At 56.4% G+C, this 23,941-nt stretch carries 19 protein-coding genes, 1 tRNA gene, 2 rRNA genes and 1 other annotated feature; of the genes, 17 read left to right on the top strand and 5 right to left on the bottom strand.

All coding sequences use genetic code 11. From position 1 onward, the window contains the following. Positions 1-17: 17 nt before the first annotated feature. A complete protein-coding gene (locus AFK65_RS15030; protein ID WP_007700963.1) occupies positions 18-809 on the bottom strand; it encodes a cytochrome C assembly family protein in 792 nt (263 codons plus the stop codon). 162 nt (positions 810-971) lie between these two features. Here AFK65_RS15030 and ffh point away from each other — a divergent pair, with 162 nt between their 5' ends. From ffh to AFK65_RS14980, 10 genes are all read left to right on the top strand, one after another. Then, entirely contained in the window at positions 972-2,333 is a 1,362-nt protein-coding gene (gene ffh, locus AFK65_RS15025) for a signal recognition particle protein (RefSeq protein ID WP_007700961.1), read from the top strand. Positions 2,334-2,579: 246 nt separating this feature from the next. Next, positions 2,580-2,828 (top strand): 30S ribosomal protein S16, encoded by a 249-nt coding sequence (gene rpsP / locus AFK65_RS15020; RefSeq protein WP_004385557.1) that lies wholly within the window; start codon positions 2,580-2,582, stop codon positions 2,826-2,828. 18 nt (positions 2,829-2,846) lie between these two features. Continuing rightward, positions 2,847-3,395 carry a ribosome maturation factor RimM gene (gene rimM, locus AFK65_RS15015; protein WP_032805623.1) on the top strand — a complete coding sequence of 183 codons (549 nt, stop codon included), beginning with the start codon at positions 2,847-2,849 and terminating at the stop codon, positions 3,393-3,395. 30 nt (positions 3,396-3,425) lie between these two features. Continuing rightward, positions 3,426-4,199 carry a tRNA (guanosine(37)-N1)-methyltransferase TrmD gene (gene trmD, locus AFK65_RS15010; RefSeq protein ID WP_007700948.1) on the top strand — a complete coding sequence of 258 codons (774 nt, stop codon included), beginning with the start codon at positions 3,426-3,428 and terminating at the stop codon, positions 4,197-4,199. Positions 4,200-4,244: 45 nt separating this feature from the next. Continuing rightward, positions 4,245-4,592 carry a 50S ribosomal protein L19 gene (gene rplS, locus AFK65_RS15005; protein WP_006178051.1) on the top strand — a complete coding sequence of 116 codons (348 nt, stop codon included), beginning with the start codon at positions 4,245-4,247 and terminating at the stop codon, positions 4,590-4,592. A 166-nt stretch (positions 4,593-4,758) separates the two neighbouring features. After that, on the top strand, positions 4,759-5,199 hold the full coding sequence (locus AFK65_RS15000) for a DUF2946 domain-containing protein (RefSeq protein ID WP_007700946.1): 441 nt from the start codon (positions 4,759-4,761) through the stop codon (positions 5,197-5,199). Between the two features lie 53 nt (positions 5,200-5,252). Then, complete coding sequence (locus AFK65_RS14995; RefSeq protein ID WP_038856488.1) at positions 5,253-6,620, top strand: PepSY-associated TM helix domain-containing protein; 1,368 nt, start codon at positions 5,253-5,255, stop codon at positions 6,618-6,620. A 197-nt stretch (positions 6,621-6,817) separates the two neighbouring features. Continuing rightward, a complete protein-coding gene (aroF, locus tag AFK65_RS14990; protein WP_007700941.1) occupies positions 6,818-7,888 on the top strand; it encodes a 3-deoxy-7-phosphoheptulonate synthase AroF in 1,071 nt (356 codons plus the stop codon). An 11-nt stretch (positions 7,889-7,899) separates the two neighbouring features. Next, positions 7,900-9,021 carry a bifunctional chorismate mutase/prephenate dehydrogenase gene (gene tyrA / locus AFK65_RS14985; protein ID WP_032805622.1) on the top strand — a complete coding sequence of 374 codons (1,122 nt, stop codon included), beginning with the start codon at positions 7,900-7,902 and terminating at the stop codon, positions 9,019-9,021. 76 nt (positions 9,022-9,097) lie between these two features. Further along, the gene (locus tag AFK65_RS14980) at positions 9,098-9,967 is read left to right on the top strand and encodes an SMP-30/gluconolactonase/LRE family protein (protein ID WP_420888526.1); all 870 of its coding nucleotides are present in this window, start codon (positions 9,098-9,100) and stop codon (positions 9,965-9,967) included. A gap of 31 nt (positions 9,968-9,998) precedes the next feature. Here AFK65_RS14980 and pheA read toward each other — a convergent pair whose 3' ends face one another. The 3 genes from pheA to raiA all read right to left on the bottom strand — a co-directional run bounded on the left by pheA (position 9,999) and on the right by raiA (position 11,753). After that, positions 9,999-11,159, bottom strand: coding sequence for a bifunctional chorismate mutase/prephenate dehydratase (pheA, locus tag AFK65_RS14975; RefSeq protein ID WP_007700932.1), 1,161 nt, complete (start codon positions 11,157-11,159; stop codon positions 9,999-10,001). A gap of 21 nt (positions 11,160-11,180) precedes the next feature. Further along, positions 11,181-11,305, bottom strand: a sequence feature (Phe leader region). Next, positions 11,257-11,304: a pheA operon leader peptide PheL gene (gene pheL, locus AFK65_RS22150; protein WP_192961017.1), complete on the bottom strand. Its 48-nt coding sequence runs from the start codon at positions 11,302-11,304 to the stop codon at positions 11,257-11,259. Its footprint overlaps the feature before it by 48 nt. Positions 11,306-11,408: 103 nt before the next feature. Then, entirely contained in the window at positions 11,409-11,753 is a 345-nt protein-coding gene (gene raiA, locus AFK65_RS14970) for a ribosome-associated translation inhibitor RaiA (protein WP_007700931.1), read from the bottom strand. 353 nt (positions 11,754-12,106) lie between these two features. Here raiA and AFK65_RS14965 point away from each other — a divergent pair, with 353 nt between their 5' ends. Beyond that, positions 12,107-13,312, top strand: coding sequence for a lysozyme inhibitor LprI family protein (locus AFK65_RS14965; protein WP_007700928.1), 1,206 nt, complete (start codon positions 12,107-12,109; stop codon positions 13,310-13,312). Positions 13,313-13,364: 52 nt separating this feature from the next. Here the strand turns inward: AFK65_RS14965 and bamD are convergent, their stop codons facing one another. Then, on the bottom strand, positions 13,365-14,102 hold the full coding sequence (gene bamD, locus AFK65_RS14960; protein ID WP_007700925.1) for an outer membrane protein assembly factor BamD: 738 nt from the start codon (positions 14,100-14,102) through the stop codon (positions 13,365-13,367). Positions 14,103-14,231: 129 nt separating this feature from the next. Here bamD and rluD point away from each other — a divergent pair, with 129 nt between their 5' ends. The 6 genes from rluD (at position 14,232) to AFK65_RS14930 (ending at position 23,880) form a co-directional block, all read left to right on the top strand. After that, on the top strand, positions 14,232-15,212 hold the full coding sequence (gene rluD / locus AFK65_RS14955) for a 23S rRNA pseudouridine(1911/1915/1917) synthase RluD (protein WP_038856489.1): 981 nt from the start codon (positions 14,232-14,234) through the stop codon (positions 15,210-15,212). Continuing rightward, the gene (gene yfiH, locus AFK65_RS14950) at positions 15,209-15,937 is read left to right on the top strand and encodes a purine nucleoside phosphorylase YfiH (RefSeq protein WP_038856490.1); all 729 of its coding nucleotides are present in this window, start codon (positions 15,209-15,211) and stop codon (positions 15,935-15,937) included. Before rluD ends, yfiH begins: the two co-directional genes overlap by 4 nt. 129 nt (positions 15,938-16,066) lie before the next feature. Further along, complete coding sequence (clpB, locus tag AFK65_RS14945; RefSeq protein WP_007700913.1) at positions 16,067-18,640, top strand: ATP-dependent chaperone ClpB; 2,574 nt, start codon at positions 16,067-16,069, stop codon at positions 18,638-18,640. 439 nt (positions 18,641-19,079) lie between these two features. Beyond that, positions 19,080-20,622: ribosomal RNA gene (locus AFK65_RS14940) — 16S ribosomal RNA — on the top strand. A 79-nt stretch (positions 20,623-20,701) separates the two neighbouring features. Further along, positions 20,702-20,777: transfer RNA gene (locus AFK65_RS14935), tRNA-Glu, on the top strand. 201 nt (positions 20,778-20,978) lie between these two features. Further along, positions 20,979-23,880, top strand: a 23S ribosomal RNA gene (locus AFK65_RS14930). Together the 16S and 23S rRNA genes with 1 tRNA gene alongside form the textbook arrangement of a ribosomal RNA operon. Positions 23,881-23,941 lie beyond the last annotated feature (61 nt).

Here is a 23,941-nt window from a genome sequence, read left to right as displayed (position 1 = left end):
CGAATGTCCTTAGAAGTTTAGCCCGCGAACTGCTGGATAACCCGGCTGCCGAAGTAGGCCAGCGTCAGCAAAGCGGCGCCTGCGACGTTAAACCACACCACGCGGCGGCCGCGCCAGCCTTCATGATAGTGTCCCCAGAGCAGGATGATATAGACAAACCATGCGACGATGGACAGTACCGCTTTGTCGATATTCTCCATGCTGAACATATTGTGAAGATAGAACAGGCCGGTGCAGAGCGTCAGCGTCAGCAGCACGACGCCGACCTGGGTGATATGGAACATCTTGCGCTCGATGCCCATCAGCGGCGGCATATCGGCGCTGAACACCAGCTTTTTGTTCTTCAGCAGATAGTCTATCCAGGCGAGTTGCAGCGCGTAGAGCGCGGCGATAATCAGCGTCGCGTAGGAGAAGAGCGACAGGCCGATGTGCACCATCATGCCGGGCGTGGTTTCCAGATGCGTAATATATTCATTCGGCACGAAGGTCGCGAACGCCAGATTGATCAGGGCGAACGCATAGACAATCGGCAACAGCAGCCAGCCGCGGTTTTTCGAGGCCACGATTGTCATTACGGTGCAGATCATCAGGCTGACCAGCGAACCGACGTTGAGCAAACTGAGATTCTGGCCGCTGCTGCCGTCCGGGAACAGTCGACCTTCCAGCGCCACGGCATGACAGACGAGCGCTATCACCGCCGAAAGTATCGCAAGGCGACGCCACGCGCTGTTCTTGCGAAGCAGGCCGGGAATGATAAGCGCCAGGCTTACCGAGTAGGCGACAAGCGCCAGCAGTGAAAAAACAGGCATATAGGATGTCGGATTAGCCAGAAGAGAAAGAGAAGCAGTATAGCGTTACGCGCCGCCTGCTCCAACCGTTGCATCACAACCAGGGCGGCTTCATGTTATACTGCGCCACATTCTTACTCGGTGTCGCTGCGGCGGCCTAAAGTTACCCTTGGGCAAGAGATCATGTTTGATAATTTAACTGACCGTTTGTCGCGCACGCTACGCAATATCAGCGGCCGTGGGCGCCTGACTGAAGACAACATTAAAGAGACGCTGCGCGAAGTGCGCATGGCGCTGCTGGAAGCGGACGTCGCGCTGCCGGTGGTGCGTGACTTCATCAACCGCGTAAAAGAGAAAGCGGTAGGGCATGAAGTTAATAAAAGCCTGACGCCAGGCCAGGAGTTCGTGAAGATTGTTCGTAACGAACTGGTGGCGGCGATGGGCGAAGAGAACCAAAGCCTGAACCTGGCCGCGCAGCCGCCCGCCGTGGTGCTGATGGCGGGCCTGCAGGGCGCCGGTAAAACGACCAGCGTCGGTAAGCTCGGTAAATTCCTGCGCGAAAAGCACAAGAAAAAGGTGCTGGTGGTTTCCGCGGACGTTTACCGCCCGGCGGCGATCAAACAGCTCGAAACGCTGGCGCAGCAGGTGGGCGTGGATTTCTTCCCGTCCGATGTGGCGCAAAAGCCGGTCGACATCGTTAACGCGGCGCTGAAAGAAGCGAAGCTGAAATTCTACGACGTGCTGCTGGTGGATACCGCCGGTCGTCTGCACGTCGACGAAGCGATGATGGACGAAATCAAGCAGGTTCACGCCTCTATCAAACCAGTGGAAACGCTGTTTGTGGTCGACGCGATGACCGGCCAGGACGCCGCCAATACCGCGAAAGCCTTTAACGAAGCGCTGCCGTTGACCGGCGTGGTGCTGACCAAAGTGGACGGCGACGCCCGCGGCGGTGCGGCGCTCTCGATTCGTCACATTACCGGCAAACCGATTAAATTCCTTGGCGTCGGCGAAAAAACCGAAGCGCTGGAGCCGTTCCACCCGGACCGTATCGCATCGCGTATTCTCGGCATGGGCGACGTGCTGTCGCTTATCGAAGATATCGAAAGCAAAGTCGATCGCGCCCAGGCGGAAAAGCTCGCCACCAAACTGAAAAAAGGCGACGGTTTCGACTTAAACGATTTCCTTGAGCAGCTCAAGCAGATGAAAAACATGGGCGGCATGGCGAGCCTGATGGGCAAGCTGCCGGGCATGGGCCAACTGCCGGACAACGTGAAATCGCAGATGGACGACAAAATCCTGGTGCGTATGGAAGCCATCATTAATTCGATGACGCTGAAAGAGCGCGCGAAGCCGGAAATCATCAAAGGCTCCCGCAAGCGCCGCATCGCGACAGGCTGCGGGATGCAGGTGCAGGACGTTAACCGCCTTCTGAAACAGTTCGACGACATGCAGCGCATGATGAAGAAGATGAAGAAGGGCGGGATGGCGAAGATGATGCGGAATATGAAAGGGATGATGCCGCCGGGATTCCCTGGCCGCTAATCGGCCTGGCTTGTTTGCCATTTCGGCACCGGGGTGTGCTCGCCATCCTCACGTACTGCGTGTACGCTCCGGTGGCTGCGCGCACGCCGGCACCGAACTGACTGCACCGCCGACGGCCTTTTACAGCGGGCTTACAACTGCAGATTGCTTTTTCCTCAGAAATCAGTAAAATTTTCGGGCTTTTAATATGACGCCGGGCTCCGTTCCTCGATGGGGCCCGGTGTTTTATTCACACAAGAGGATGTTATGGTAACTATTCGTTTAGCACGTCACGGCGCTAAAAAGCGTCCGTTCTACCAGGTTGTCGTTACTGATAGCCGTAATGCACGCAACGGTCGCTTCATTGAGCGCGTTGGTTTCTTCAACCCGATCGCGAACGAGAAAGAAGAAGGCACCCGCCTGGATCTGGATCGTATCGAGCACTGGGTTGGCCAGGGCGCTACCGTTTCCGATCGCGTTTCCGCGCTGATCAAAGCAGCAAAAAAAGCAGCTTAATCTGTCACGGTGGTCATGATGAGCAAGCAAGACGCCGCTAAAGCCCCTGTTAACCCGATTGTTCTCGGGAAGATGGGTTCTTGTTACGGCATTCGTGGTTGGCTCAGAGTGTTTTCCTCCACCGAAGACGCCGAAAGCATTTTTGACTATCAGCCCTGGTTTATCCAGCAGGCGGGTCAGTGGCAGCAAGTACAGCTGGAAAGCTGGAAGCACCACAATCAGGACATCATCATCAAGCTGAAAGGCGTTGACGATCGTGATGCCGCGAATCTGCTGACCAATTGCGAAATTGTCGTGGATTCCTCGCAGTTGCCGGACCTCGAAGAAGGCGACTACTACTGGAAAGACCTTATCGGTTGCCAGGTAGTCACGACTGAAGGGTACACCCTCGGTAAAGTCATCGACATGATGGAAACCGGGTCGAACGACGTGCTCGTCGTGAAGGCAAACCTGAAAGATGCGTTCGGTATCAAGGAGCGGTTACTTCCGTTCCTCGATGGGCAGGTTATCAAGAAAGTCGATCTCGCTACTCAAACCATTGAAGTAGATTGGGATCCTGGTTTTTAAACCTCCGGACAAACGGTAATAAACGGCGCTATGTGGATTGGCATAATCAGCCTGTTTCCTGAGATGTTCCGCGCGATTACCGATTACGGGGTAACTGGCCGGGCAGTAAAAAATGGCCTGCTGAGCATCGACAGCTGGAGTCCTCGCGACTTCACGCACGACCGGCACCGTACCGTGGACGACAGGCCCTACGGCGGCGGACCGGGGATGCTAATGATGGTGCAACCCTTGCGGGACGCCATTCACGCAGCGAAAGCCGCGGCAGGCGAGGGCGCAAAGGTGATTTACCTTTCACCTCAGGGACGCAAGCTTGATCAAGCGGGCGTCAGTGAGCTGGCGACGAACGAGAAGTTAATTCTGGTTTGTGGCCGCTACGAAGGGATAGATGAGCGCGTAATTCAGACCGAAATTGACGAAGAATGGTCAATCGGCGATTACGTTCTCAGCGGCGGCGAGCTACCCGCCATGACGCTGATTGATTCGGTCGCCAGGTTTATTCCGGGCGTACTCGGTCACGAAGCGTCGGCGACGGAAGACTCCTTTGCCGACGGGTTGCTGGATTGCCCGCACTATACCCGGCCTGAAGTGTTAGAAGGGATGGAAGTACCGCCAGTTTTACTGTCGGGGAACCATGCCCAAATCAGACGCTGGCGCCTGAAGCAGTCGCTGGGCCGTACCTGGCTTAGAAGACCTGAACTTCTGGAAAACCTGGCTCTGACTGAAGAGCAAGCAAAGTTGCTGGCGGAGTTCAAAACTGAGCACGCGCAACAGCAACATAGACATGATGGGACTGGCGACGCGTAAGCCGCTACCCGAAACATCAGTTTACCCAGGATAAGAGATTAAATTATGAGCAACATTATTAAGCAAATTGAACAAGAGCAGATGAAGCAGGACGTACCTTCCTTCCGTCCGGGTGATACCGTGGAAGTGAAAGTATGGGTTGTTGAAGGTTCCAAAAAACGTCTGCAGGCATTCGAGGGCGTGGTTATCGCTATTCGTAACCGCGGTCTGCACTCTGCATTCACTGTTCGCAAAATCTCCAACGGCGAAGGCGTTGAGCGTGTCTTCCAGACTCACTCTCCGGTAGTTGACAGCATTGCTGTTAAACGTCGTGGTGCTGTACGTAAAGCTAAACTGTACTACCTGCGTGAGCGTACTGGTAAGTCTGCTCGTATCAAAGAGCGTCTTAACTAAGATTCGCTTAAGCGACATCCGATATAAAAAGGGCTGGCCTGCGGGCTGGCCCTTTTTTTGACGGTAATGTGGCGGCACAATGTGTAAAGAGCGCCTGAATTCCTTCCTTTGCGTTAACCTTCAGCATCCAAATCATTTACAATAAGCCTCCCTTTCTGGAGGTGCAGTGGGCAGCAACATCTTTTATCAGTCCGTGTTTCGTTATCGCGCAGCCATGCTTGCGCTGTTCGCGATCCTGCTGATTGTGGTGGCGCCGCTGATCTCCGTCAGTCTGCAAAAAGACCCGATGAGCGCGATGCCCGGCATGCATCATGCGATGCCGATGGCCGATATAGGCGATATGGCCGATATGCATCAGGAGATGCACCACGAGAGGGCTGCCCCTGAACCGGTATCCATGCCGGTCGATCATGCCGAAGCGTGCGGCTACTGCGTTTTGCTGGCGCATGTTCCCGGCCTGCTGCTGGCGCTTACACTGCTCGTCTCCTTTATTCTGCAACGCGTCCGGTTGCCGGTTCCTCGCCCGGTGGCCAGGCACTGGCGCTTTTACCCGCGTCTCTGGCCCGATACCCGCGCGCCGCCGCGCCTGTCTGCTTTTTCCTGCTAAAAACCCCTGCGCCCTGGCGCAGCGATAACACCTGCTTTTAAAAAAGGAAAAGTATGACTTCCTGCACGCCGCGCGCGGCATGGGTAAACCTGCTGCGACGCCTTCATTTCTATATTGGTCTGTTTATCGGGCCGTTTATCTTCATCGCCGCGCTGACGGGCACGCTCTATGTCGCGACCCCGCAGCTCGAAACCTGGATCTATCGCGAGGCGCTGTCCGGCGCTACGTCGGGCGAGCGTCAGCCGCTGGCGCAGCAAATCACGGCCGCGGAGCAACAGACCGGCGGTAAGTTGCGCCTCTCTGCGGTGCGTCCGGCGTTAACGCCTGGCGAGACGACGCGGGTGATGTTTGCTGACCCGTCGCTTGGCGAGTCGGAGTCGCGCGCGATATTTATCGATCCGGTGACGCTTGCGGTAAAAGGCGACATGACCGTCTATGGCACCAGCGGCATCCTGCCCCTGCGCCAGTGGATAGATTACGCGCACCGCTCGCTGCTGCTTGGCGATATCGGGCGCGTCTACAGCGAACTGGCGGCCTCATGGATGTGGGTGGCGGCGCTTGGCGGCATCGCGCTCTGGTGCTTCACCCGCCCGAAACGGCGCATGAAAAACGCGTTTCAGAATACACGCCGCCTGCATACGGGTCTCGGCTGGGCGCTGCTCGCCGGTATGCTGCTTTTCTCTGCGACCGGACTTACCTGGTCGCAATGGGCGGGCGCGAACGTCGATAAGATGCGCGCCGCGTTTGGCTGGCTGACGCCGCAGGTCAACACGCAGCTGCATGGCGGGGCGCAGGAACACGATCCGCATGCGGAGCACCATATGCATCACGGCGCGATGAACATGCCAGCGCTGCATATCGACGCGCGCCAGTATGACCAGGTGTTGCAGGCGGCGAGAACCTCCGGGATCGACGCCCGCAGGCTGGAGATTCGTCCGCCGCGTGAGGCGGGGCGCGCCTGGACGGTGACGGAAATCGATCGCGCCTGGCCCACGCAGGTGGATGCCGTGGCAGTGGACGGCGCCACGCTCCAGGCGATCGATATCACACGCTTCGCGGATTACCCGCTGATGGCGAAGCTCACGCGCTGGGGCGTCGATTTTCATATGGGCATCCTGTTCGGCCTGCCGAACCAGCTGCTGCTTATCGCCTTTGGCATCGCGCTGTGCGTGGCAATTGTGCTTGGCTACCGGCTCTGGTGGCTGCGTCGTCCGCAGGGGCCGCTGGTCAGCCCTGCGGCGACGCTAAGCCAGGGCTGGCTGAATCTGGCGGTTATCTGGCGCGTGGTGACGATCGCGGCAGCCGTACTGCTGGGGCTGGCGTTGCCGGTCATGGGCGTCAGCCTCGTTATAATATTGTTGACGGACTACTGGCGCTGGCGGCAGGGGCGTCGCGAACCGGTCGTTGAAAAAGGGCAGTAATAACAGGGCGGGGAAACCCGCCTTTTCTTTTCTGTAAATTTATAGTTCCAGATAAAGGCCCTGTAAAAGCCATTTATTTTCTTTTTGTAAACTTATCGGTACGTATTATGGATTGAAATCTTTACCGTCTGTGATATTGTTAAATCCTCCTCGCAGAGGAAAACTATCGCAACGAGCAAACTTACAGGATCGCCATCATGCAAAAAGACGCGCTGAATAATGTTCACATCGCCGATGAACAGGTATTAATCACTCCCGATCAACTCAAAGCCCAGTTCCCGCTGACCGTTGAACAGGAGGCGCAGATCGCGCGCTCTCGCCAGACCATTTCCGATATTATCGCCGGTCGCGATCCGCGTCTGCTGGTGGTGTGTGGACCTTGCTCGATCCACGATCCTGAAGCCGCGATGGAATATGCTCGTCGATTTAAGACCCTGTCCGAACAGGTCAGCGATAGTCTTTACCTTGTCATGCGCGTCTATTTTGAAAAGCCCCGCACCACGGTCGGCTGGAAAGGGCTGATTAACGATCCGCATATGGATGGCTCGTTTGATGTGGAAGCGGGGCTGAAAATCGCGCGCCGCCTGCTGGTGGATCTGGTCAGCCTTGGCTTGCCGCTCGCGACCGAAGCGCTCGATCCGAACAGCCCGCAATACTTAGGCGATCTCTTTAGCTGGTCCGCGATTGGCGCGCGTACCACGGAATCGCAGACGCACCGCGAAATGGCGTCCGGCCTCTCAATGCCGGTCGGCTTTAAAAACGGCACAGACGGGAGTCTCGCGACCGCCATTAACGCGATGCGCGCCGCCGCGATGCCGCACCGTTTTGTCGGCATCAACCAGGCAGGCCAGGTGTGCCTGCTGCAAACCCAGGGCAACCCCGATGGTCATGTGATCCTGCGCGGCGGCAAAGCGCCGAACTACAGTCCGGCGGATGTCGCGCAGTGCGAAAAAGAGATGGAGCAGGCGGGCCTGCGTCCGGCGCTGATGATCGACTGTAGCCACGGCAACTCGAATAAAGATTACCGCCGCCAGCCGGGCGTCGCGGAATCCGCGGTGGCGCAGATTAAAGACGGCAACCGTTCTATTATTGGTCTGATGATTGAAAGCCACCTTCACGAAGGCAATCAGTCTTCCGAACAGCCGCGCAGCGCCATGAAATACGGCGTTTCAGTTACCGACGCCTGCATCAGTTGGGAAACCACCGAGGCGCTGCTGCGCGAGCTTCATCAGAGTCTGCAAGGGGCGCTGGCGGCGCGCCTGGCGTAAGGGGTTTAATGATGGTGGCTGAACTGACCGCGCTGCGCGATCAAATCGATGAAGTGGATAAGGCGCTGCTGGGACTACTGGCGCGCCGTCTGGAGCTGGTGGCGGAAGTCGGCGAAGTAAAAAGCCGTTACGGCCTGCCAATTTATGTGCCGGAGCGCGAGGCCTCAATGCTGGCGTCGCGCCGTCAGGAGGCCGAAACGCTCGGCGTGCCGCCGGATCTTATTGAAGATGTATTGCGGCGCGTGATGCGCGAATCCTACTCCAGCGAGAACGATAAAGGGTTTAAAACGCTTAACCCGGCGCTGCGCCCGGTGGTGATTGTCGGCGGCGGCGGCCAGATGGGCCAGCTGTTTGAAAAAATGCTCGCGCTTTCCGGCTACCAGGTGCGCATTCTGGAGCAGCAGGACTGGCCGCAAGCGCAGACGCTGTGCGCCGACGCCGGAATGGTGATTGTCAGCGTGCCGGTGCATCTCACTGAGGCGATTATCCGCAAGCTGCCCGCGCTGCCTGACGATTGCGTACTGGTCGATTTAACCTCGGTGAAAAACGTGCCGCTCCAGGCGATGCTGGAAGCGCATACCGGCCCTGTGCTGGGCCTGCACCCAATGTTCGGGCCGGACAGCGGCAGCCTCGCCAAACAGGTGGTGGTTTACTGCGACGGCCGCATGCCGGAGGCGTACCAGTGGTTCCTTGAGCAAATTCAGGTGTGGGGCGCGCGGCTGCACCGCATCAGCGCGGTCGAACACGATCAAAACATGGCGTTTATACAGGCGCTGCGCCATTTCGCGACGTTTGCCTACGGCCTGCATCTGGCGGAAGAAAACGTACAACTGGAGCAGTTGCTGGCGCTCTCCTCGCCGATTTACCGGCTGGAACTGGCGATGGTGGGCCGCCTGTTTGCGCAGGATCCGCAGCTGTACGCCGACATTATTATGTCGTCGCCGGGCAATCTGGCGCTGATTAAGCGTTACTATCAGCGTTTTGGCGAGGCGATTGGCCTGCTGGAACAGGGCGATAAGCGCGCGTTTATCGACAGTTTCCGGAAAGTTGAACACTGGTTCGGTGATTATGCGAAGCGCTTCCAGCAGGAGAGCCGCGCGCTGCTGCGCCAGGCGAATGACAGCCGCCAGTAACGCAAAATCCGCTTATACTCAAAAGCCAGCAGGCCAGTTCCGCTGGCTTTTTTTATGGCGAAAAAGGATGAACGAAATGGCGCAACCGCAGCTGTTGTTTGATTACACCGGCCATCTGCCGGAATGCCCGACCTGGGACGCGCAGGAGCAGGCGCTCTACTGGGCCGATATCCTGGAGCAGGAGATCCATCGCTATCAGCCGCAAAGCGGCGAACACCGGGTCTGGCAGTTCCCGGAAGAGGTGGGCTGTTTCGCGCTGCGTGAGAAGGGCGGTTTTATCGTCGCGCTGCGCAGCGGCATCTGGCTTGCCGACGAGCGCGGCATTCTGGGGCAGAAGATTTGCGATAACCCCAATAACCCGGCGCTGGCGCGCTTTAACGACGGCGGCACCGACCATGACGGGCGCTTTTACGCGGGCACCTTCTGGGCGCCAGGCGATTACAAAGGCGCGCTGCTGGTGCGGGTGGACAATGACCTGAGCGCGCATGTTATCCAGAGCGATATTCACGGCGCCAATGGGCTTGCCTTCAGTCCGGATAAACGCTGGATGTACACTTCGGATACGCCGAAAGGCGTCATTTACCGCACGCCGCTTGATGAGCTCGGCGAGCCGGGCAAACGCGAAATTTTCAAAACCTTTGGCGACGGCGAAGGCATTCCTGATGGCGCGGCGCTGGATGTGGAAGGCTGCTACTGGACGGCGATGTATGACGGCCACCGCATCGCGCGGTTTTCGCCAGACGGCGAGCAGCTTGAAGAACACCGCCTGCCGGTGCGCTGCCCGACGATGGTCTGTTTTGGCGGCCCGGCGATGAAAACGCTTTATATCACCACTACGCGGGAAAACATGGATCTGGAGGAGCTGGAAAAATTCCCGCTCTCCGGCGCGCTCTTTACGCTTGAGGTCAGCGTCGCGGGTCTGCCGAAGCCGCGCTTCAAAGGATGAAAAAAGCGGCCGGGTTCCCGGCCGCTTCTGGTTACGCCGGGTCGACCGGCACCACATTTTCGCTCGGGTAACAGCCCAGCACTTTCATCGACCGGGTGATCTCCGCCAGCTCTTTCAGCGCCTGCTGCATCGCGGCGTCGTGGAGGTTCGCCTGGATATCCAGATAGAACATCTCTTCCCACGGGTTGCCGTTAATCGGGCGCGATTCGAGCTTCGTCATGATCAGATTGTGATTACGCAGAACCAGTAACGCTTCGACCAGCGCGCCAGCCTGCTGGCCGGTGGCGATTAACAGCGTGGTTTTCGCCGGCACCTGATCGGACACGTTGATAGCCTTACGGGCCAGCACCACAAAGCGGGTGATGTTCTGCGTCTGGTTGGCGAGGTTGCGCTCCAGTACCTGCAAACCGTACAGCGCGCCGCCTGCTTCGCTGCCGAGCGCGGCGACATAAGGAGAGCTGGCGTGCGCGACTTTCTCCATCGCGGCGGCGGTGCTTTCGCAATATTCGATTTTCCAGTTCGGGTAGCGCTTGAGGAACTGGCTGCACTGCTGAAACGGCTGCGGATGGCTGTAGACGGTTTCGATTTTCTCAAGCGTGGTGGAGGTGGAGACCAGCACGCAGTGATCGATAGGCAGCGTCAGTTCGCCGACAATCGACAGGCTGGTGTGTTGCAGCAGATCGTAGACATCGTTAATCGCGCCGGAGCTGGTATTCTCGATCGGCACCACGGCGTAATCGGCCTGGCCGGTCTCGACCTGGTTGAAAATGTCGTGGAATTTCGCGCAGCCGCTTTCAATGAACTGATCGAAATGGCGGGCGGCGTACTGGCGGGCGGCCAGATGCGAATAAGAGCCTTTCGGGCCGAGAAACGCGATACGGGCGGAGTGCGGATTGGTCTGGTTAAGATGCTGCTGGAGAAGCGCCTGCTGGGTAAGAACGGAGTCTTCGATGATCAACTGAAAAAGCCGAGTGATGTAGTGCGCGTCGAGATGGTGGGTTTTGCCAAGGCTAATAAGCCGTTCCAGTAAATCCCGCTCGCGATCGATATCCCTGACCGGCCGGTGAGTGGCGAGTTTCGCTTTTCCCACTTCAACCGCCAGCGCCCGGCGTTGCGCCAGCAGGGCGAGTAATTGTTCATCCAGCGCGCTGATCTTATCGCGCAGGGCCAGCAACGGGTTTTCCGCAGTCATAACGCCACCTTGTGTATAGCCATAAAAAAGGCCCCCCGGAGTGGGAGGCCTGTTAGTTCGTCTTCGCTTGCTTTCTGTACGACGACACGCCTCCCGTTCAGGGGAAGGTAAAAAAGAAAGCGAAGAAAAACGCGTGTTGCTTCATGAGAGATTCCTTAATAAGCATACCGGTAAAGTACCCGCACCCTTTTTGTTCTGTCAATAAAAAACGCGCCCGAAGGCGCGTGATAAAAGATGACGCTGATGGTTTTACTCTTCTTCTTCCTCGATTTCGGCGAGGTTAGCGTCTTTAACAGAGCCGGTGGTGCGGCGGGCTTCGCCTTTATGCTGCACCTTGTTCAGTTGCCTTTCCAGCTTGTTAATGAGTTCGTTTATGGCCGTGTACATATCTTCATGTTTGGCGCTGGCGACCAGATGACCGTTAGGCGTGTTGATGGTGGCGTCAGCGACGAACCCCTGGGGTTCTTTAGATAAAATGATATGCGGATTAATCAGATGAGTTTGCCATTTTTCAAGTTTGGCGAGACGGTCGGCGACGTGCTGGCGGATAGCGGGGGTGATTTCCATCTGTTTGCTGGTAATGTTCATTGTCATAAATGTTACCTCTTGTCTTTCCCGTCTTGGTAACTTCAGCATAACCGCCCCTGCGTCAATTTGCGTGATTCAGATCACTTAATTTTGTCACTTTTTGTCAATAAAGTGTTTTTGTGAGTCAGGACAGGAAGAGGGCGGATTTCCCTTGTCGGCCTCGTGAAAAGCGGTCATAGTTGATGAGTTAACCTCATCGTCCTTCCTGTTTAAAGCTTCATCAATCCTGCACTTGCGAACATTTTTCCGTCACTTCACGGCTGTACCTTTTTTAAGAGCTCCTCGAAAACGGCGGCTTCGGCAATAATGCGTTATTACCGCCTGCCTGAATGTGCAGGTCTTACCTCAAAAGGATTGTTATGAAAGCCACTTCCCGGCTGGCGGCGCTTCGCCGTCTTACGTTCTGTGTGACGTTTGCCTGTAGCGCCATGCCTGCCGTCGCCGCATCATTTGACTGCGATAAAGCGGGCACGCCCGTGGAATACGCCATCTGCCAGCAACAGCCGCTCGGTGAGCTGGACAGCAAAATTAATGACAGTTATCTGCGCGCAACGGGAAGCATGACTGCGCAGGATGCCGCGGCGTTACGCACGGAGCAGCGCGCGTGGCTTAAAACGCGCAACGCCTGCGCGGGTAACGCGAGCGAGCTTAACGCGTGCCTGACGGCCTCCATGAAACCCCGCGCTGAACAGCTTGAGCGTATCGCGCACCGCGCCACCCACGACTTTGATGCCGCGGTGAGCCTTATCCCGACAGCCCCCGCCACGGCGGCCGATAAGCTACGCCAGTATCAGACACCGCTGGCCTCCGCATGGCTGGTCTATCTCAACCGTTTCGTGCCCGCCAGCGGCGTGACGGCGCAGGAGGCCAATAAGCGTCACCAGATGGCGCTGGACGGGCTTAAAGATGATGATTTCGCCTGGTCGATAATGAAAGATATCGACAGCGACCCGAAGGAGAGTAAAGACCGGGCGGTGCTGACGCTGTTGCGTATGCATATCGAAAGGCTCGACTACGAAAACGATGACGATCGTCCGTACGTACATTGCTTTATTTTCCCGGCGCAGGGCCAGGCCGCCTATGAGGCGTTCGGGGCGCTGTATGGCTCATCGCGCGACGGTTCCGCGCCGATTTGCGCGCCGCAGGCCGCGATTTTCAGTACGCCCGCCTGGAAGGCGCTCAACGATGCGTTCAGCGATGCGCTGAGTAAAGCCAGCGACGGCGCCGGGACCATTCAGTTTTCAAGCTATGCGGACTGGCGGATCTTTGAACTGCATGTGACCGTTAAACCTGAGGATTACCTCAAGCCTGCGGAGCAGGGTAAAAAGCCGCGTGATTCTGAAAACGAGATCCGCGAGTGGAAGGATGAAGCCGCCTGGCCGAAAGCGCAGCGTGAAAAAGCGCTGGCGGCGATTGAGCCCGCGCGTAAGGCGACCGCGGAATGGCTTCAGAACGATCGTGGCTGGACGGCCGAAAACGCTCGTAAGGCCGCCGATAACATTGTGCGCGAGTGGCTTGATGACCGCGTGATCTTCATTGACGGTTCGGGCTGGACGGGAGAGTAACGCCCATAAAAAAGCCAGCCCGGTGGGCTGGCTTTTTACGCTAAAGCGAAGCTCAGGAGCCGGTGTTGTTCGCGGCGATAATTTTCGCCACTTTATCCGCCTGCGCATTGAGCTGCAGCTCGCGATAGGCGTTTTCCATCAGGCCCAGCCCTTCGTGGGTCGCCTGGGTATCCGGATAATCACGCAGCATACCGTCAACACGGTTCACTACCGCCACCCACGCGCCGCGTTTGGTGTAGTATTGCGCAACGGAAAGCTCATATTTCGACAGACGATCTTTCAGATAGACCAGACGCTTAGTGGCGTCGGTGGCATACTGGCTCTGCGGATAGCCGCGAACCAGTTTCGAGAAGTCGCGGAACGCGTCGCGCGCATGCTGCGGATCGCGGTCGCTGCGATCGACGCCGAAGAAGCCCTGGAGCGCGCTGTCATCCAGCGCCATATTGGTCAGGCCGCGCATGTAGATCACGTAGTCGATGTTCGGGTGAGTCGGGTTAAGGCGAATAAAGCGGTCAATAGCGGCCTGGGCCAGCGGCAGATCGGCATTTTTATAATAGGCGTAGATCAGATCCAGCTGTACCTGCTGAGAATAAGGGCCAAACGGATAACGGTTATCTAACGCTTCCAGTTGCGTTATTGCCGCTTTCCAGTTACCGTCCTGCAGCTTTTGCTGCGCAGTCGCGTAGATCTCTGAAGGCGGATTATCGGGCACCTCTTCCTTAGAACCGGAGCAGCCCGCCAAAGCCAGGCTCAACGTGGCGGCTGCCACCAGATATTTCATGCGCGTCATGACGTTTTGACTTTCCTCAGATGTTATGCGGGAGTTTCACTGTTCCAGCTCCCGATTAAGACCAGCTACAATAGCACACTATATTAAACGGCAAAGCCGTAAAACCCAACGTTAACGAAGAAGCTGTATATGGCACAACGAGTACAACTCACCGCAACGGTGTCCGAGTCACAGCTCGGTCAACGCTTAGATCAGGCTTTGGCCGAATTGTTCCCGGATTATTCACGTTCACGCATAAAAGAATGGATCCTCGACCAGCGCGTGCTGGTAAACGGCCAGATGTGCGATACGCCGAAAGAGAAAGTGTTGGGTGGGGAACGTGTCGCCATCAATGCTGAAATCGAAGAAGAAGCGCGCTTCGAGCCGCAGGATATCCCGCTCGATATCGTCTATGAAGATGACGATATTCTGGTTATCAACAAGCCGCGCGATCTGGTGGTTCATCCGGGCGCCGGCAACCCGGACGGCACCGTACTGAACGCGCTGCTGCACTATTACCCGCCTATCGTCGATGTTCCGCGTGCGGGCATTGTGCATCGTCTGGATAAAGACACGACCGGCCTGATGGTTGTGGCGAAAACTGTCCCGGCGCAGACGCGCCTGGTCGAAGCGCTGCAGCTGCGCGAAATTACCCGCGAGTATGAGGCGGTGGCGATCGGTCATATGACGGCGGGCGGTACGGTCAGCGAGCCTATCAGCCGCCATCCGACCAAACGCACCCATATGTCGGTGCATCCGATGGGTAAACCGGCGGTGACGCACTACCGCATCATGGAGCATTTTCGGATTCACACCCGCCTGCGTTTGCGTCTGGAAACCGGCCGTACGCACCAGATCCGCGTACACATGGCGCACATCACCCATCCGCTGGTGGGCGATCAACTGTATGGCGGCCGTCCGCGCCCGCCGAAAGGCGCGAGTGAAGCATTCATTCAGGCGCTGCGTAAGTTCGATCGCCAGGCGCTGCATGCGACGATGCTGCGCCTCTACCATCCTGTTAGCGGCATTCTGATGGAGTGGCATGCGCCTATTCCGCAGGATATGGTCGATCTTATCGACGCGCTGCGCGCTGATTTTGAAGCCCATAAAGACGACGTGGACTGGTTATGAAACTGATTACTCCGCAGTGGCCGCTGCCTTCGGGCGTCGCGGCCTGTAGCTCAACCCGCCACGGCGGCGTCAGCCTGCCGCCTTATGACGCGTTAAATCTGGGCGCGCACTGCGGGGATAATCCGGAACATGTCGAAGAGAACCGTCGGCGCTTTTATCAGGCGGCGACGTTTCCTTCCGCGCCCGTCTGGCTTGAGCAGGTTCACGGCAAAGATGTCCTTCATCTCGATGGCGGGCCCTATGCGTCTAAGCGCGCGGATGCCTCTTATACCCGTGAGCGGGGAACGGTCTGCGCGGTGATGACCGCCGACTGCCTGCCGGTGCTGCTTTGCGAGGCGTCCGGCACGGAAGTGGCGGCGGCGCACGCAGGCTGGCGCGGGCTGTGCGAAGGCGTGCTCGAAGAGACCGTCGCCTGTTTTCGCGCGCCGCCCGCCACCATCCAGGCCTGGCTTGGCCCGGCGATTGGCCCGCAGGCTTTTGAAGTCGGTCCGGAAGTGCGCGAGGCGTTTATCGCTAAAGACCCGGCCGCTGCGGCCGCTTTTCGCCCGCACCGCGAGAAATATTTCGCCGATATCTATCTTCTGGCGCGCCAGCGTCTCGCGAAGATGGGCGTAACCACTGTTTATGGCGGTGAGCGCTGCACCTACAGCGAAAGCCACGATTTTTTCTCGTATCGCCGCGACAGAACGACAGGTCGTCTGGCAAGTTTCATTTGGCTGATATAACCTATTGAATCAAGACGATCCGGTACGGATAACTGACGCTCCACATATTTCAGGCCATTAACCTTGAATAATTGAGGGATGACCTCATTTAATCTCCAGTAGCAATTTTGACCTGTTATGGGAGGAGTTATGCGTCTGGATCGTCTTACCAATAAATTCCAGCTTGCTCTCGCCGATGCCCAGTCTCTCGCACTGGGTCACGACAACCAGTTTATCGAACCCCTTCACCTCATGAGCGCCCTGCTAAATCAGGAAGGCGGTTCCGTTCGCCCGTTACTGACATCCGCAGGCGTTAATGCCGGGAAGTTACGCACCGATCTCGATCAGGCGCTGAGCCGCCTGCCGCAGGTGGAAGGCACCGGCGGCGACGTTCAGCCGTCTCAGGATCTGGTGCGCGCGCTGAATCTCTGCGACAAGCTGGCGCAGAAACGGGGCGACAATTTTATTTCTTCAGAGCTGTTTGTGCTGGCGGCGCTGGAGTCGCGCGGCACGCTTGCGGATTTACTCAAAGCCGCGGGCGCTACGACCGCGAATGTCACACAAGCGATTGAAAATATGCGCGGAGGCGAAACCGTGAACGATCAGGGGGCCGAAGATCAGCGGCAGGCACTGAAAAAATATACCGTCGATCTAACCGAGCGTGCCGAACAGGGCAAGCTCGATCCGGTCATTGGCCGTGATGAAGAAATCCGTCGTACGATTCAGGTGCTGCAACGTCGTACCAAAAACAACCCGGTACTGATTGGTGAGCCTGGCGTCGGTAAAACCGCGATAGTCGAAGGGCTGGCGCAGCGTATCGTTAACGGCGAAGTGCCGGAAGGCCTGAAAGGGCGCCGGGTGCTGGCGCTGGATATGGGCGCGCTGGTGGCCGGCGCGAAATACCGCGGCGAATTCGAAGAACGTCTGAAAGGCGTGCTGAATGATCTCTCAAAACAGGAAGGCAACGTCATCCTGTTTATCGATGAGCTGCATACCATGGTCGGCGCGGGTAAAGCCGATGGCGCGATGGATGCGGGCAACATGCTTAAACCGGCGCTGGCGCGCGGCGAACTGCACTGCGTGGGCGCCACGACGCTTGATGAATATCGCCAGTATATTGAAAAAGACGCCGCGCTGGAGCGCCGTTTCCAGAAAGTATTCGTAGCCCAGCCGTCGGTGGAAGATACCATCGCGATTCTGCGCGGCCTGAAAGAGCGCTATGAGCTGCACCACCATGTGCAGATAACCGACCCGGCGATTGTCGCGGCGGCGACGCTGTCGCACCGTTATATTGCCGACCGGCAACTGCCGGATAAAGCCATCGACCTTATCGATGAAGCCGCGTCCAGCATTCGTATGCAGATTGACTCGAAGCCGGAAGAGCTCGACCGCCTCGACCGACGCATTATTCAGCTCAAGCTGGAACAGCAGGCGCTGAAAAAAGAGTCTGACGAAGCCAGTAAAAAACGCCTCGATATGCTCAACGATGAGCTGTCGGACAAAGAGCGCCAGTATTCTGAGCTGGAAGAAGAGTGGAAAGCGGAAAAAGCGTCACTCTCCGGTACGCAGACTATTAAAGCAGAGCTTGAGCAGGCGAAAATCGCCATCGAACAGGCGCGCCGCGTGGGTGACCTGGCGCGGATGTCTGAACTGCAGTACGGCAAAATCCCTGAGCTTGAGAAACAGCTCGCCGCCGCCACGCAGTCGGAAGGCAAAACGATGCGATTGCTGCGTAATAAAGTGACCGACGCGGAAATCGCCGAGGTGCTGGCGCGCTGGACCGGTATTCCGGTCTCCCGCATGCTGGAGAGCGAGCGCGATAAGCTTCTGCGTATGGAGCAGGATCTGCATCAGCGTGTCATTGGCCAGGATGAGGCGGTCGAAGCGGTGTCGAATGCGATTCGCCGCAGCCGCGCAGGGCTTTCCGACCCGAACCGACCGATTGGGTCGTTCCTGTTCCTCGGGCCGACTGGCGTAGGTAAAACCGAGCTCTGCAAAGCGCTGGCTAACTTTATGTTCGACAGCGACGATGCGATGGTGCGTATCGATATGTCCGAGTTTATGGAAAAACACTCGGTGTCGCGTCTGGTGGGCGCCCCTCCGGGATATGTCGGTTATGAAGAGGGCGGTTACCTGACTGAAGCGGTTCGCCGTCGCCCTTATTCCGTCATCCTGCTGGATGAAGTGGAAAAAGCGCATCCGGATGTCTTCAACATCCTGTTGCAGGTGCTGGACGATGGACGACTGACTGATGGACAAGGCAGAACGGTCGATTTCCGCAATACTGTGGTCATCATGACGTCTAACCTCGGTTCCGATCTGATTCAGGAACGTTTTGGCGCGCTGGACTACGCGAGCATGAAAGAACTGGTGATGGGCGTGGTCGGGCAGAGCTTCCGTCCTGAATTCATCAACCGTATTGATGAAGTAGTGGTGTTCCATCCGTTAGGGCAGCAACACATTGCTTCTATTGCGCAGATCCAGTTGCAGCGGCTCTACCAGCGTCTGGAAGACCGCGGTTATGCGGTGCATATCTCAGACGACGCTCTGCAGTTGCTTGGCGAGAACGGCTACGACCCGGTTTACGGCGCGCGTCCGCTGAAACGCGCCATTCAGCAGCAGATTGAAAACCCGCTGGCGCAGCAAATCCTCTCCGGAGAGCTGGTGCCCGGAAAAACTATTGAGCTTATCGTGCGTGACGATCGTATCGTCGCTGTGCAGTAACTCGCAAAAAATGAAAAACGGGCCCTTCGGGGCTCGTTTTTGTTTATAAACCAGGCAATGATGGCTGTTCTTCAGGCGTATTGCCTGGAAAGTGAACGGTCAGAAAGTTTTTTGAAATTAGGGGTTGTCAGGCGCAAAGAACTCCCTATAATGCGCCTCCACTGACACGGCACAACGGCGAACGAGCCGGCCCGTCAGGCAGACGAAAGCGAAAATAAACGCTTGACTCTGAAAGAGGAAAGCGTAATATACGCCACCTCGCGACAGCAGGCTGAACGCCGCGTCGCACCGCTCTTTAACAATTTATCAGACAATCTGTGTGGGCACTCGGGGCACTGATATCTTAACGTCTACGGACGATAAACGAATATCAAGTCTCAAGTGAACAACAGTTAATTCATTACGAACTAACAGTTTAATTCTTTGAGCATCAGACTTTTAATTGAAGAGTTTGATCATGGCTCAGATTGAACGCTGGCGGCAGGCCTAACACATGCAAGTCGAACGGTAACAGGGAGCAGCTTGCTGCTCTGCTGACGAGTGGCGGACGGGTGAGTAATGTCTGGGAAACTGCCTGATGGAGGGGGATAACTACTGGAAACGGTAGCTAATACCGCATAACGTCTTCGGACCAAAGTGGGGGACCTTCGGGCCTCATGCCATCAGATGTGCCCAGATGGGATTAGCTAGTAGGTGGGGTAACGGCTCACCTAGGCGACGATCCCTAGCTGGTCTGAGAGGATGACCAGCCACACTGGAACTGAGACACGGTCCAGACTCCTACGGGAGGCAGCAGTGGGGAATATTGCACAATGGGCGCAAGCCTGATGCAGCCATGCCGCGTGTATGAAGAAGGCCTTCGGGTTGTAAAGTACTTTCAGCGAGGAGGAAGGGATTGTGGTTAATAACCGCAGTCATTGACGTTACTCGCAGAAGAAGCACCGGCTAACTCCGTGCCAGCAGCCGCGGTAATACGGAGGGTGCAAGCGTTAATCGGAATTACTGGGCGTAAAGCGCACGCAGGCGGTCTGTTAAGTCAGATGTGAAATCCCCGGGCTCAACCTGGGAACTGCATTTGAAACTGGCAGGCTTGAGTCTCGTAGAGGGGGGTAGAATTCCAGGTGTAGCGGTGAAATGCGTAGAGATCTGGAGGAATACCGGTGGCGAAGGCGGCCCCCTGGACGAAGACTGACGCTCAGGTGCGAAAGCGTGGGGAGCAAACAGGATTAGATACCCTGGTAGTCCACGCCGTAAACGATGTCGACTTGGAGGTTGTGCCCTTGAGGCGTGGCTTCCGGAGCTAACGCGTTAAGTCGACCGCCTGGGGAGTACGGCCGCAAGGTTAAAACTCAAATGAATTGACGGGGGCCCGCACAAGCGGTGGAGCATGTGGTTTAATTCGATGCAACGCGAAGAACCTTACCTGGTCTTGACATCCAGAGAATCCTGCAGAGATGCGGGAGTGCCTTCGGGAACTCTGAGACAGGTGCTGCATGGCTGTCGTCAGCTCGTGTTGTGAAATGTTGGGTTAAGTCCCGCAACGAGCGCAACCCTTATCCTTTGTTGCCAGCACGTGATGGTGGGAACTCAAAGGAGACTGCCGGTGATAAACCGGAGGAAGGTGGGGATGACGTCAAGTCATCATGGCCCTTACGACCAGGGCTACACACGTGCTACAATGGCGCATACAAAGAGAAGCGAACTCGCGAGAGCAAGCGGACCTCATAAAGTGCGTCGTAGTCCGGATTGGAGTCTGCAACTCGACTCCATGAAGTCGGAATCGCTAGTAATCGTGGATCAGAATGCCACGGTGAATACGTTCCCGGGCCTTGTACACACCGCCCGTCACACCATGGGAGTGGGTTGCAAAAGAAGTAGGTAGCTTAACCTTCGGGAGGGCGCTTACCACTTTGTGATTCATGACTGGGGTGAAGTCGTAACAAGGTAACCGTAGGGGAACCTGCGGTTGGATCACCTCCTTACCTGAAAGATACAACCTCGTAGTGCTCACACAGATTGTCTGATAGAAAGTAAAGAAGCAGGGTTGTCTGCGAAAGCGAAGTCCCTTTCGTCTAGAGGCCCAGGACACCGCCCTTTCACGGCGGTAACAGGGGTTCGAATCCCCTAAGGGACGCCACCTGCTGGTAATGAGTGAAAGGCGTTACCGATTAATATCTCAAAACTGACTGTAAAGTCACGTTTGAGATATTTGCTCTTTAACAATCCGGAACAAGCTGAAAATTGAAACAGACACGCTGTTGCATTCTTCCGTAATAAGGAATGCGCGGTGTGTCAGAGTCTCTCAAACTCGCAGCGCGAAGACTTCTTCGGGTTGTGAGGTTAAGCGAACAAGCGTACACGGTGGATGCCCTGGCAGTCAGAGGCGATGAAGGACGTGCTAATCTGCGAAAAGCGCCGGTAAGGTGATATGAACCGTTATAACCGGCGATGTCCGAATGGGGAAACCCGGTGCACTTCGGTGCATCATCGTTTGATGAATACATAGTCAAACGAGGCGAACCGGGGGAACTGAAACATCTAAGTACCCCGAGGAAAAGAAATCAACCGAGATTCCCCCAGTAGCGGCGAGCGAACGGGGAACAGCCCAGAGCCTGAATCAGCGTGTGTGTCAGTGGAACGGTCTGGAAAGGCCGGCGATACAGGGTGACAGCCCCGTACACGAAGGCACACAGGTTGTGAGCTCGATGAGTAGGGCGGGACACGTGATATCCTGTCTGAAGATGGGGGGACCATCCTCCAAGGCTAAATACTCCTGACTGACCGATAGTGAACCAGTACCGTGAGGGAAAGGCGAAAAGAACCCCGGCGAGGGGAGTGAAACAGAACCTGAAACCGTGTACGTACAAGCAGTGGGAGCCTTCGTAAGAGGGTGACTGCGTACCTTTTGTATAATGGGTCAGCGACTTATATTCTGTAGCAAGGTTAACCGCATAGGGGAGCCGAAGGGAAACCGAGTCTTAATTGGGCGTTAAGTTGCAGGGTATAGACCCGAAACCCGGTGATCTAGCCATGGGCAGGTTGAAGGTTGGGTAACACTAACTGGAGGACCGAACCGACTAATGTTGAAAAATTAGCGGATGACCTGTGGCTGGGGGTGAAAGGCCAATCAAACCGGGAGATAGCTGGTTCTCCCCGAAAGCTATTTAGGTAGCGCCTCGTGAACTCATCTCCGGGGGTAGAGCACTGTTTCGGCTAGGGGGCCATCCCGGCTTACCAACCCGATGCAAACTGCGAATACCGGAGAATGTTATCACGGGAGACACACGGCGGGTGCTAACGTCCGTCGTGAAGAGGGAAACAACCCAGACCGCCAGCTAAGGTCCCAAAGTCATGGTTAAGTGGGAAACGATGTGGGAAGGCCCAGACAGCCAGGATGTTGGCTTAGAAGCAGCCATCATTTAAAGAAAGCGTAATAGCTCACTGGTCGAGTCGGCCTGCGCGGAAGATGTAACGGGGCTAAACCATGCACCGAAGCTGCGGCAGCGACACTATGTGTTGTTGGGTAGGGGAGCGTTCTGTAAGCCTGTGAAGGTGTGCTGTGAGGCATGCTGGAGGTATCAGAAGTGCGAATGCTGACATAAGTAACGATAAAGCGGGTGAAAAGCCCGCTCGCCGGAAGACCAAGGGTTCCTGTCCAACGTTAATCGGGGCAGGGTGAGTCGACCCCTAAGGCGAGGCCGAAAGGCGTAGTCGATGGGAAACAGGTTAATATTCCTGTACTTGGTGTTACTGCGAAGGGGGGACGGAGAAGGCTATGTCGGCCGGGCGACGGTTGTCCCGGTTTAAGCGTGTAGGCTGACTTTCCAGGCAAATCCGGAAAGTTAAGGCTGAGGCGTGATGACGAGGCACCACGGTGCTGAAGTGACAAATGCCCTGCTTCCAGGAAAAGCCTCTAAGCATCAGGTAACATCAAATCGTACCCCAAACCGACACAGGTGGTCAGGTAGAGAATACCAAGGCGCTTGAGAGAACTCGGGTGAAGGAACTAGGCAAAATGGTGCCGTAACTTCGGGAGAAGGCACGCTGACATGTAGGTGAAGCCCCTGCGGGTGGAGCTGAAGTCAGTCGAAGATACCAGCTGGCTGCAACTGTTTATTAAAAACACAGCACTGTGCAAACACGAAAGTGGACGTATACGGTGTGACGCCTGCCCGGTGCCGGAAGGTTAATTGATGGGGTTATCGCAAGAGAAGCTCCTGATCGAAGCCCCGGTAAACGGCGGCCGTAACTATAACGGTCCTAAGGTAGCGAAATTCCTTGTCGGGTAAGTTCCGACCTGCACGAATGGCGTAATGATGGCCAGGCTGTCTCCACCCGAGACTCAGTGAAATTGAACTCGCTGTGAAGATGCAGTGTACCCGCGGCAAGACGGAAAGACCCCGTGAACCTTTACTACAGCTTGACACTGAACATTGAGCCTTGATGTGTAGGATAGGTGGGAGGCTTTGAAGCGTGGACGCCAGTCTGCGTGGAGCCAACCTTGAAATACCACCCTTTAATGTTTGATGTTCTAACCTGGCGCCGTGATCCGGCGTGGGGACAGTGTCTGGTGGGTAGTTTGACTGGGGCGGTCTCCTCCCAAAGTGTAACGGAGGAGCACGAAGGTCAGCTAATCCTGGTCGGACATCAGGAGGTTAGTGCAATGGCATAAGCTGGCTTGACTGCGAGAGTGACGGCTCGAGCAGGTGCGAAAGCAGGTCATAGTGATCCGGTGGTTCTGTATGGAAGGGCCATCGCTCAACGGATAAAAGGTACTCCGGGGATAACAGGCTGATACCGCCCAAGAGTTCATATCGACGGCGGTGTTTGGCACCTCGATGTCGGCTCATCACATCCTGGGGCTGAAGTAGGTCCCAAGGGTATGGCTGTTCGCCATTTAAAGTGGTACGCGAGCTGGGTTTAGAACGTCGTGAGACAGTTCGGTCCCTATCTGCCGTGGGCGCTGGAGAATTGAGGGGGGCTGCTCCCAGTACGAGAGGACCGGAGTGGACGCATCACTGGTGTTCGGGTTGTCATGCCAATGGCACTGCCCGGTAGCTAAATGCGGAAGAGATAAGTGCTGAAAGCATCTAAGCACGAAACTTGCCCCGAGATGAGTTCTCCCTGAGACTATAAGTCTCCTGAAGGAACGTTGAAGACGACGACGTTGATAGGCCGGGTGTGTAAGCGCAGCGATGCGTTGAGCTAACCGGTACTAATGAACCGTGAGGCTTAACCTTACAACGCCAAAGAAGTCTGGCGTGTTGAGAGAGACATTCAGCTTGTGACGGATAAACGTTC

It is taken from the genome of Cronobacter universalis NCTC 9529 (genome assembly GCF_001277175.1).
GTDB classification, from domain to species: domain Bacteria; phylum Pseudomonadota; class Gammaproteobacteria; order Enterobacterales; family Enterobacteriaceae; genus Cronobacter; species Cronobacter universalis.
The sequence above is the reverse complement of the archived record's forward strand: the minus strand, read 5'-3'. Positions and strand labels throughout refer to the sequence as shown.

Bases quoted from the DNA above. Each gene is read 5' to 3' on its own strand.
- AFK65_RS15030 (WP_007700963.1), bottom strand. From the start codon at position 809: ATGCCTGTTTTTTCACTGCTGGCGCTTGTCGCCTACTCGGTAAGCCTG.
- ffh (WP_007700961.1), top strand. From the start codon at position 972: ATGTTTGATAATTTAACTGACCGTTTGTCGCGCACGCTACGCAATATC.
- rpsP (WP_004385557.1), top strand. From the start codon at position 2,580: ATGGTAACTATTCGTTTAGCACGTCACGGCGCTAAAAAGCGTCCGTTC.
- rimM (WP_032805623.1), top strand. From the start codon at position 2,847: ATGAGCAAGCAAGACGCCGCTAAAGCCCCTGTTAACCCGATTGTTCTC.
- trmD (WP_007700948.1), top strand. From the start codon at position 3,426: ATGTGGATTGGCATAATCAGCCTGTTTCCTGAGATGTTCCGCGCGATT.
- rplS (WP_006178051.1), top strand. From the start codon at position 4,245: ATGAGCAACATTATTAAGCAAATTGAACAAGAGCAGATGAAGCAGGAC.
- AFK65_RS14995 (WP_038856488.1), top strand. From the start codon at position 5,253: ATGACTTCCTGCACGCCGCGCGCGGCATGGGTAAACCTGCTGCGACGC.
- aroF (WP_007700941.1), top strand. From the start codon at position 6,818: ATGCAAAAAGACGCGCTGAATAATGTTCACATCGCCGATGAACAGGTA.
- tyrA (WP_032805622.1), top strand. From the start codon at position 7,900: ATGGTGGCTGAACTGACCGCGCTGCGCGATCAAATCGATGAAGTGGAT.
- AFK65_RS14980 (WP_420888526.1), top strand. From the start codon at position 9,098: ATGGCGCAACCGCAGCTGTTGTTTGATTACACCGGCCATCTGCCGGAA.
- pheA (WP_007700932.1), bottom strand. From the start codon at position 11,159: ATGACTGCGGAAAACCCGTTGCTGGCCCTGCGCGATAAGATCAGCGCG.
- raiA (WP_007700931.1), bottom strand. From the start codon at position 11,753: ATGACAATGAACATTACCAGCAAACAGATGGAAATCACCCCCGCTATC.
- AFK65_RS14965 (WP_007700928.1), top strand. From the start codon at position 12,107: ATGAAAGCCACTTCCCGGCTGGCGGCGCTTCGCCGTCTTACGTTCTGT.
- bamD (WP_007700925.1), bottom strand. From the start codon at position 14,102: ATGACGCGCATGAAATATCTGGTGGCAGCCGCCACGTTGAGCCTGGCT.
- rluD (WP_038856489.1), top strand. From the start codon at position 14,232: ATGGCACAACGAGTACAACTCACCGCAACGGTGTCCGAGTCACAGCTC.
- yfiH (WP_038856490.1), top strand. From the start codon at position 15,209: ATGAAACTGATTACTCCGCAGTGGCCGCTGCCTTCGGGCGTCGCGGCC.
- clpB (WP_007700913.1), top strand. From the start codon at position 16,067: ATGCGTCTGGATCGTCTTACCAATAAATTCCAGCTTGCTCTCGCCGAT.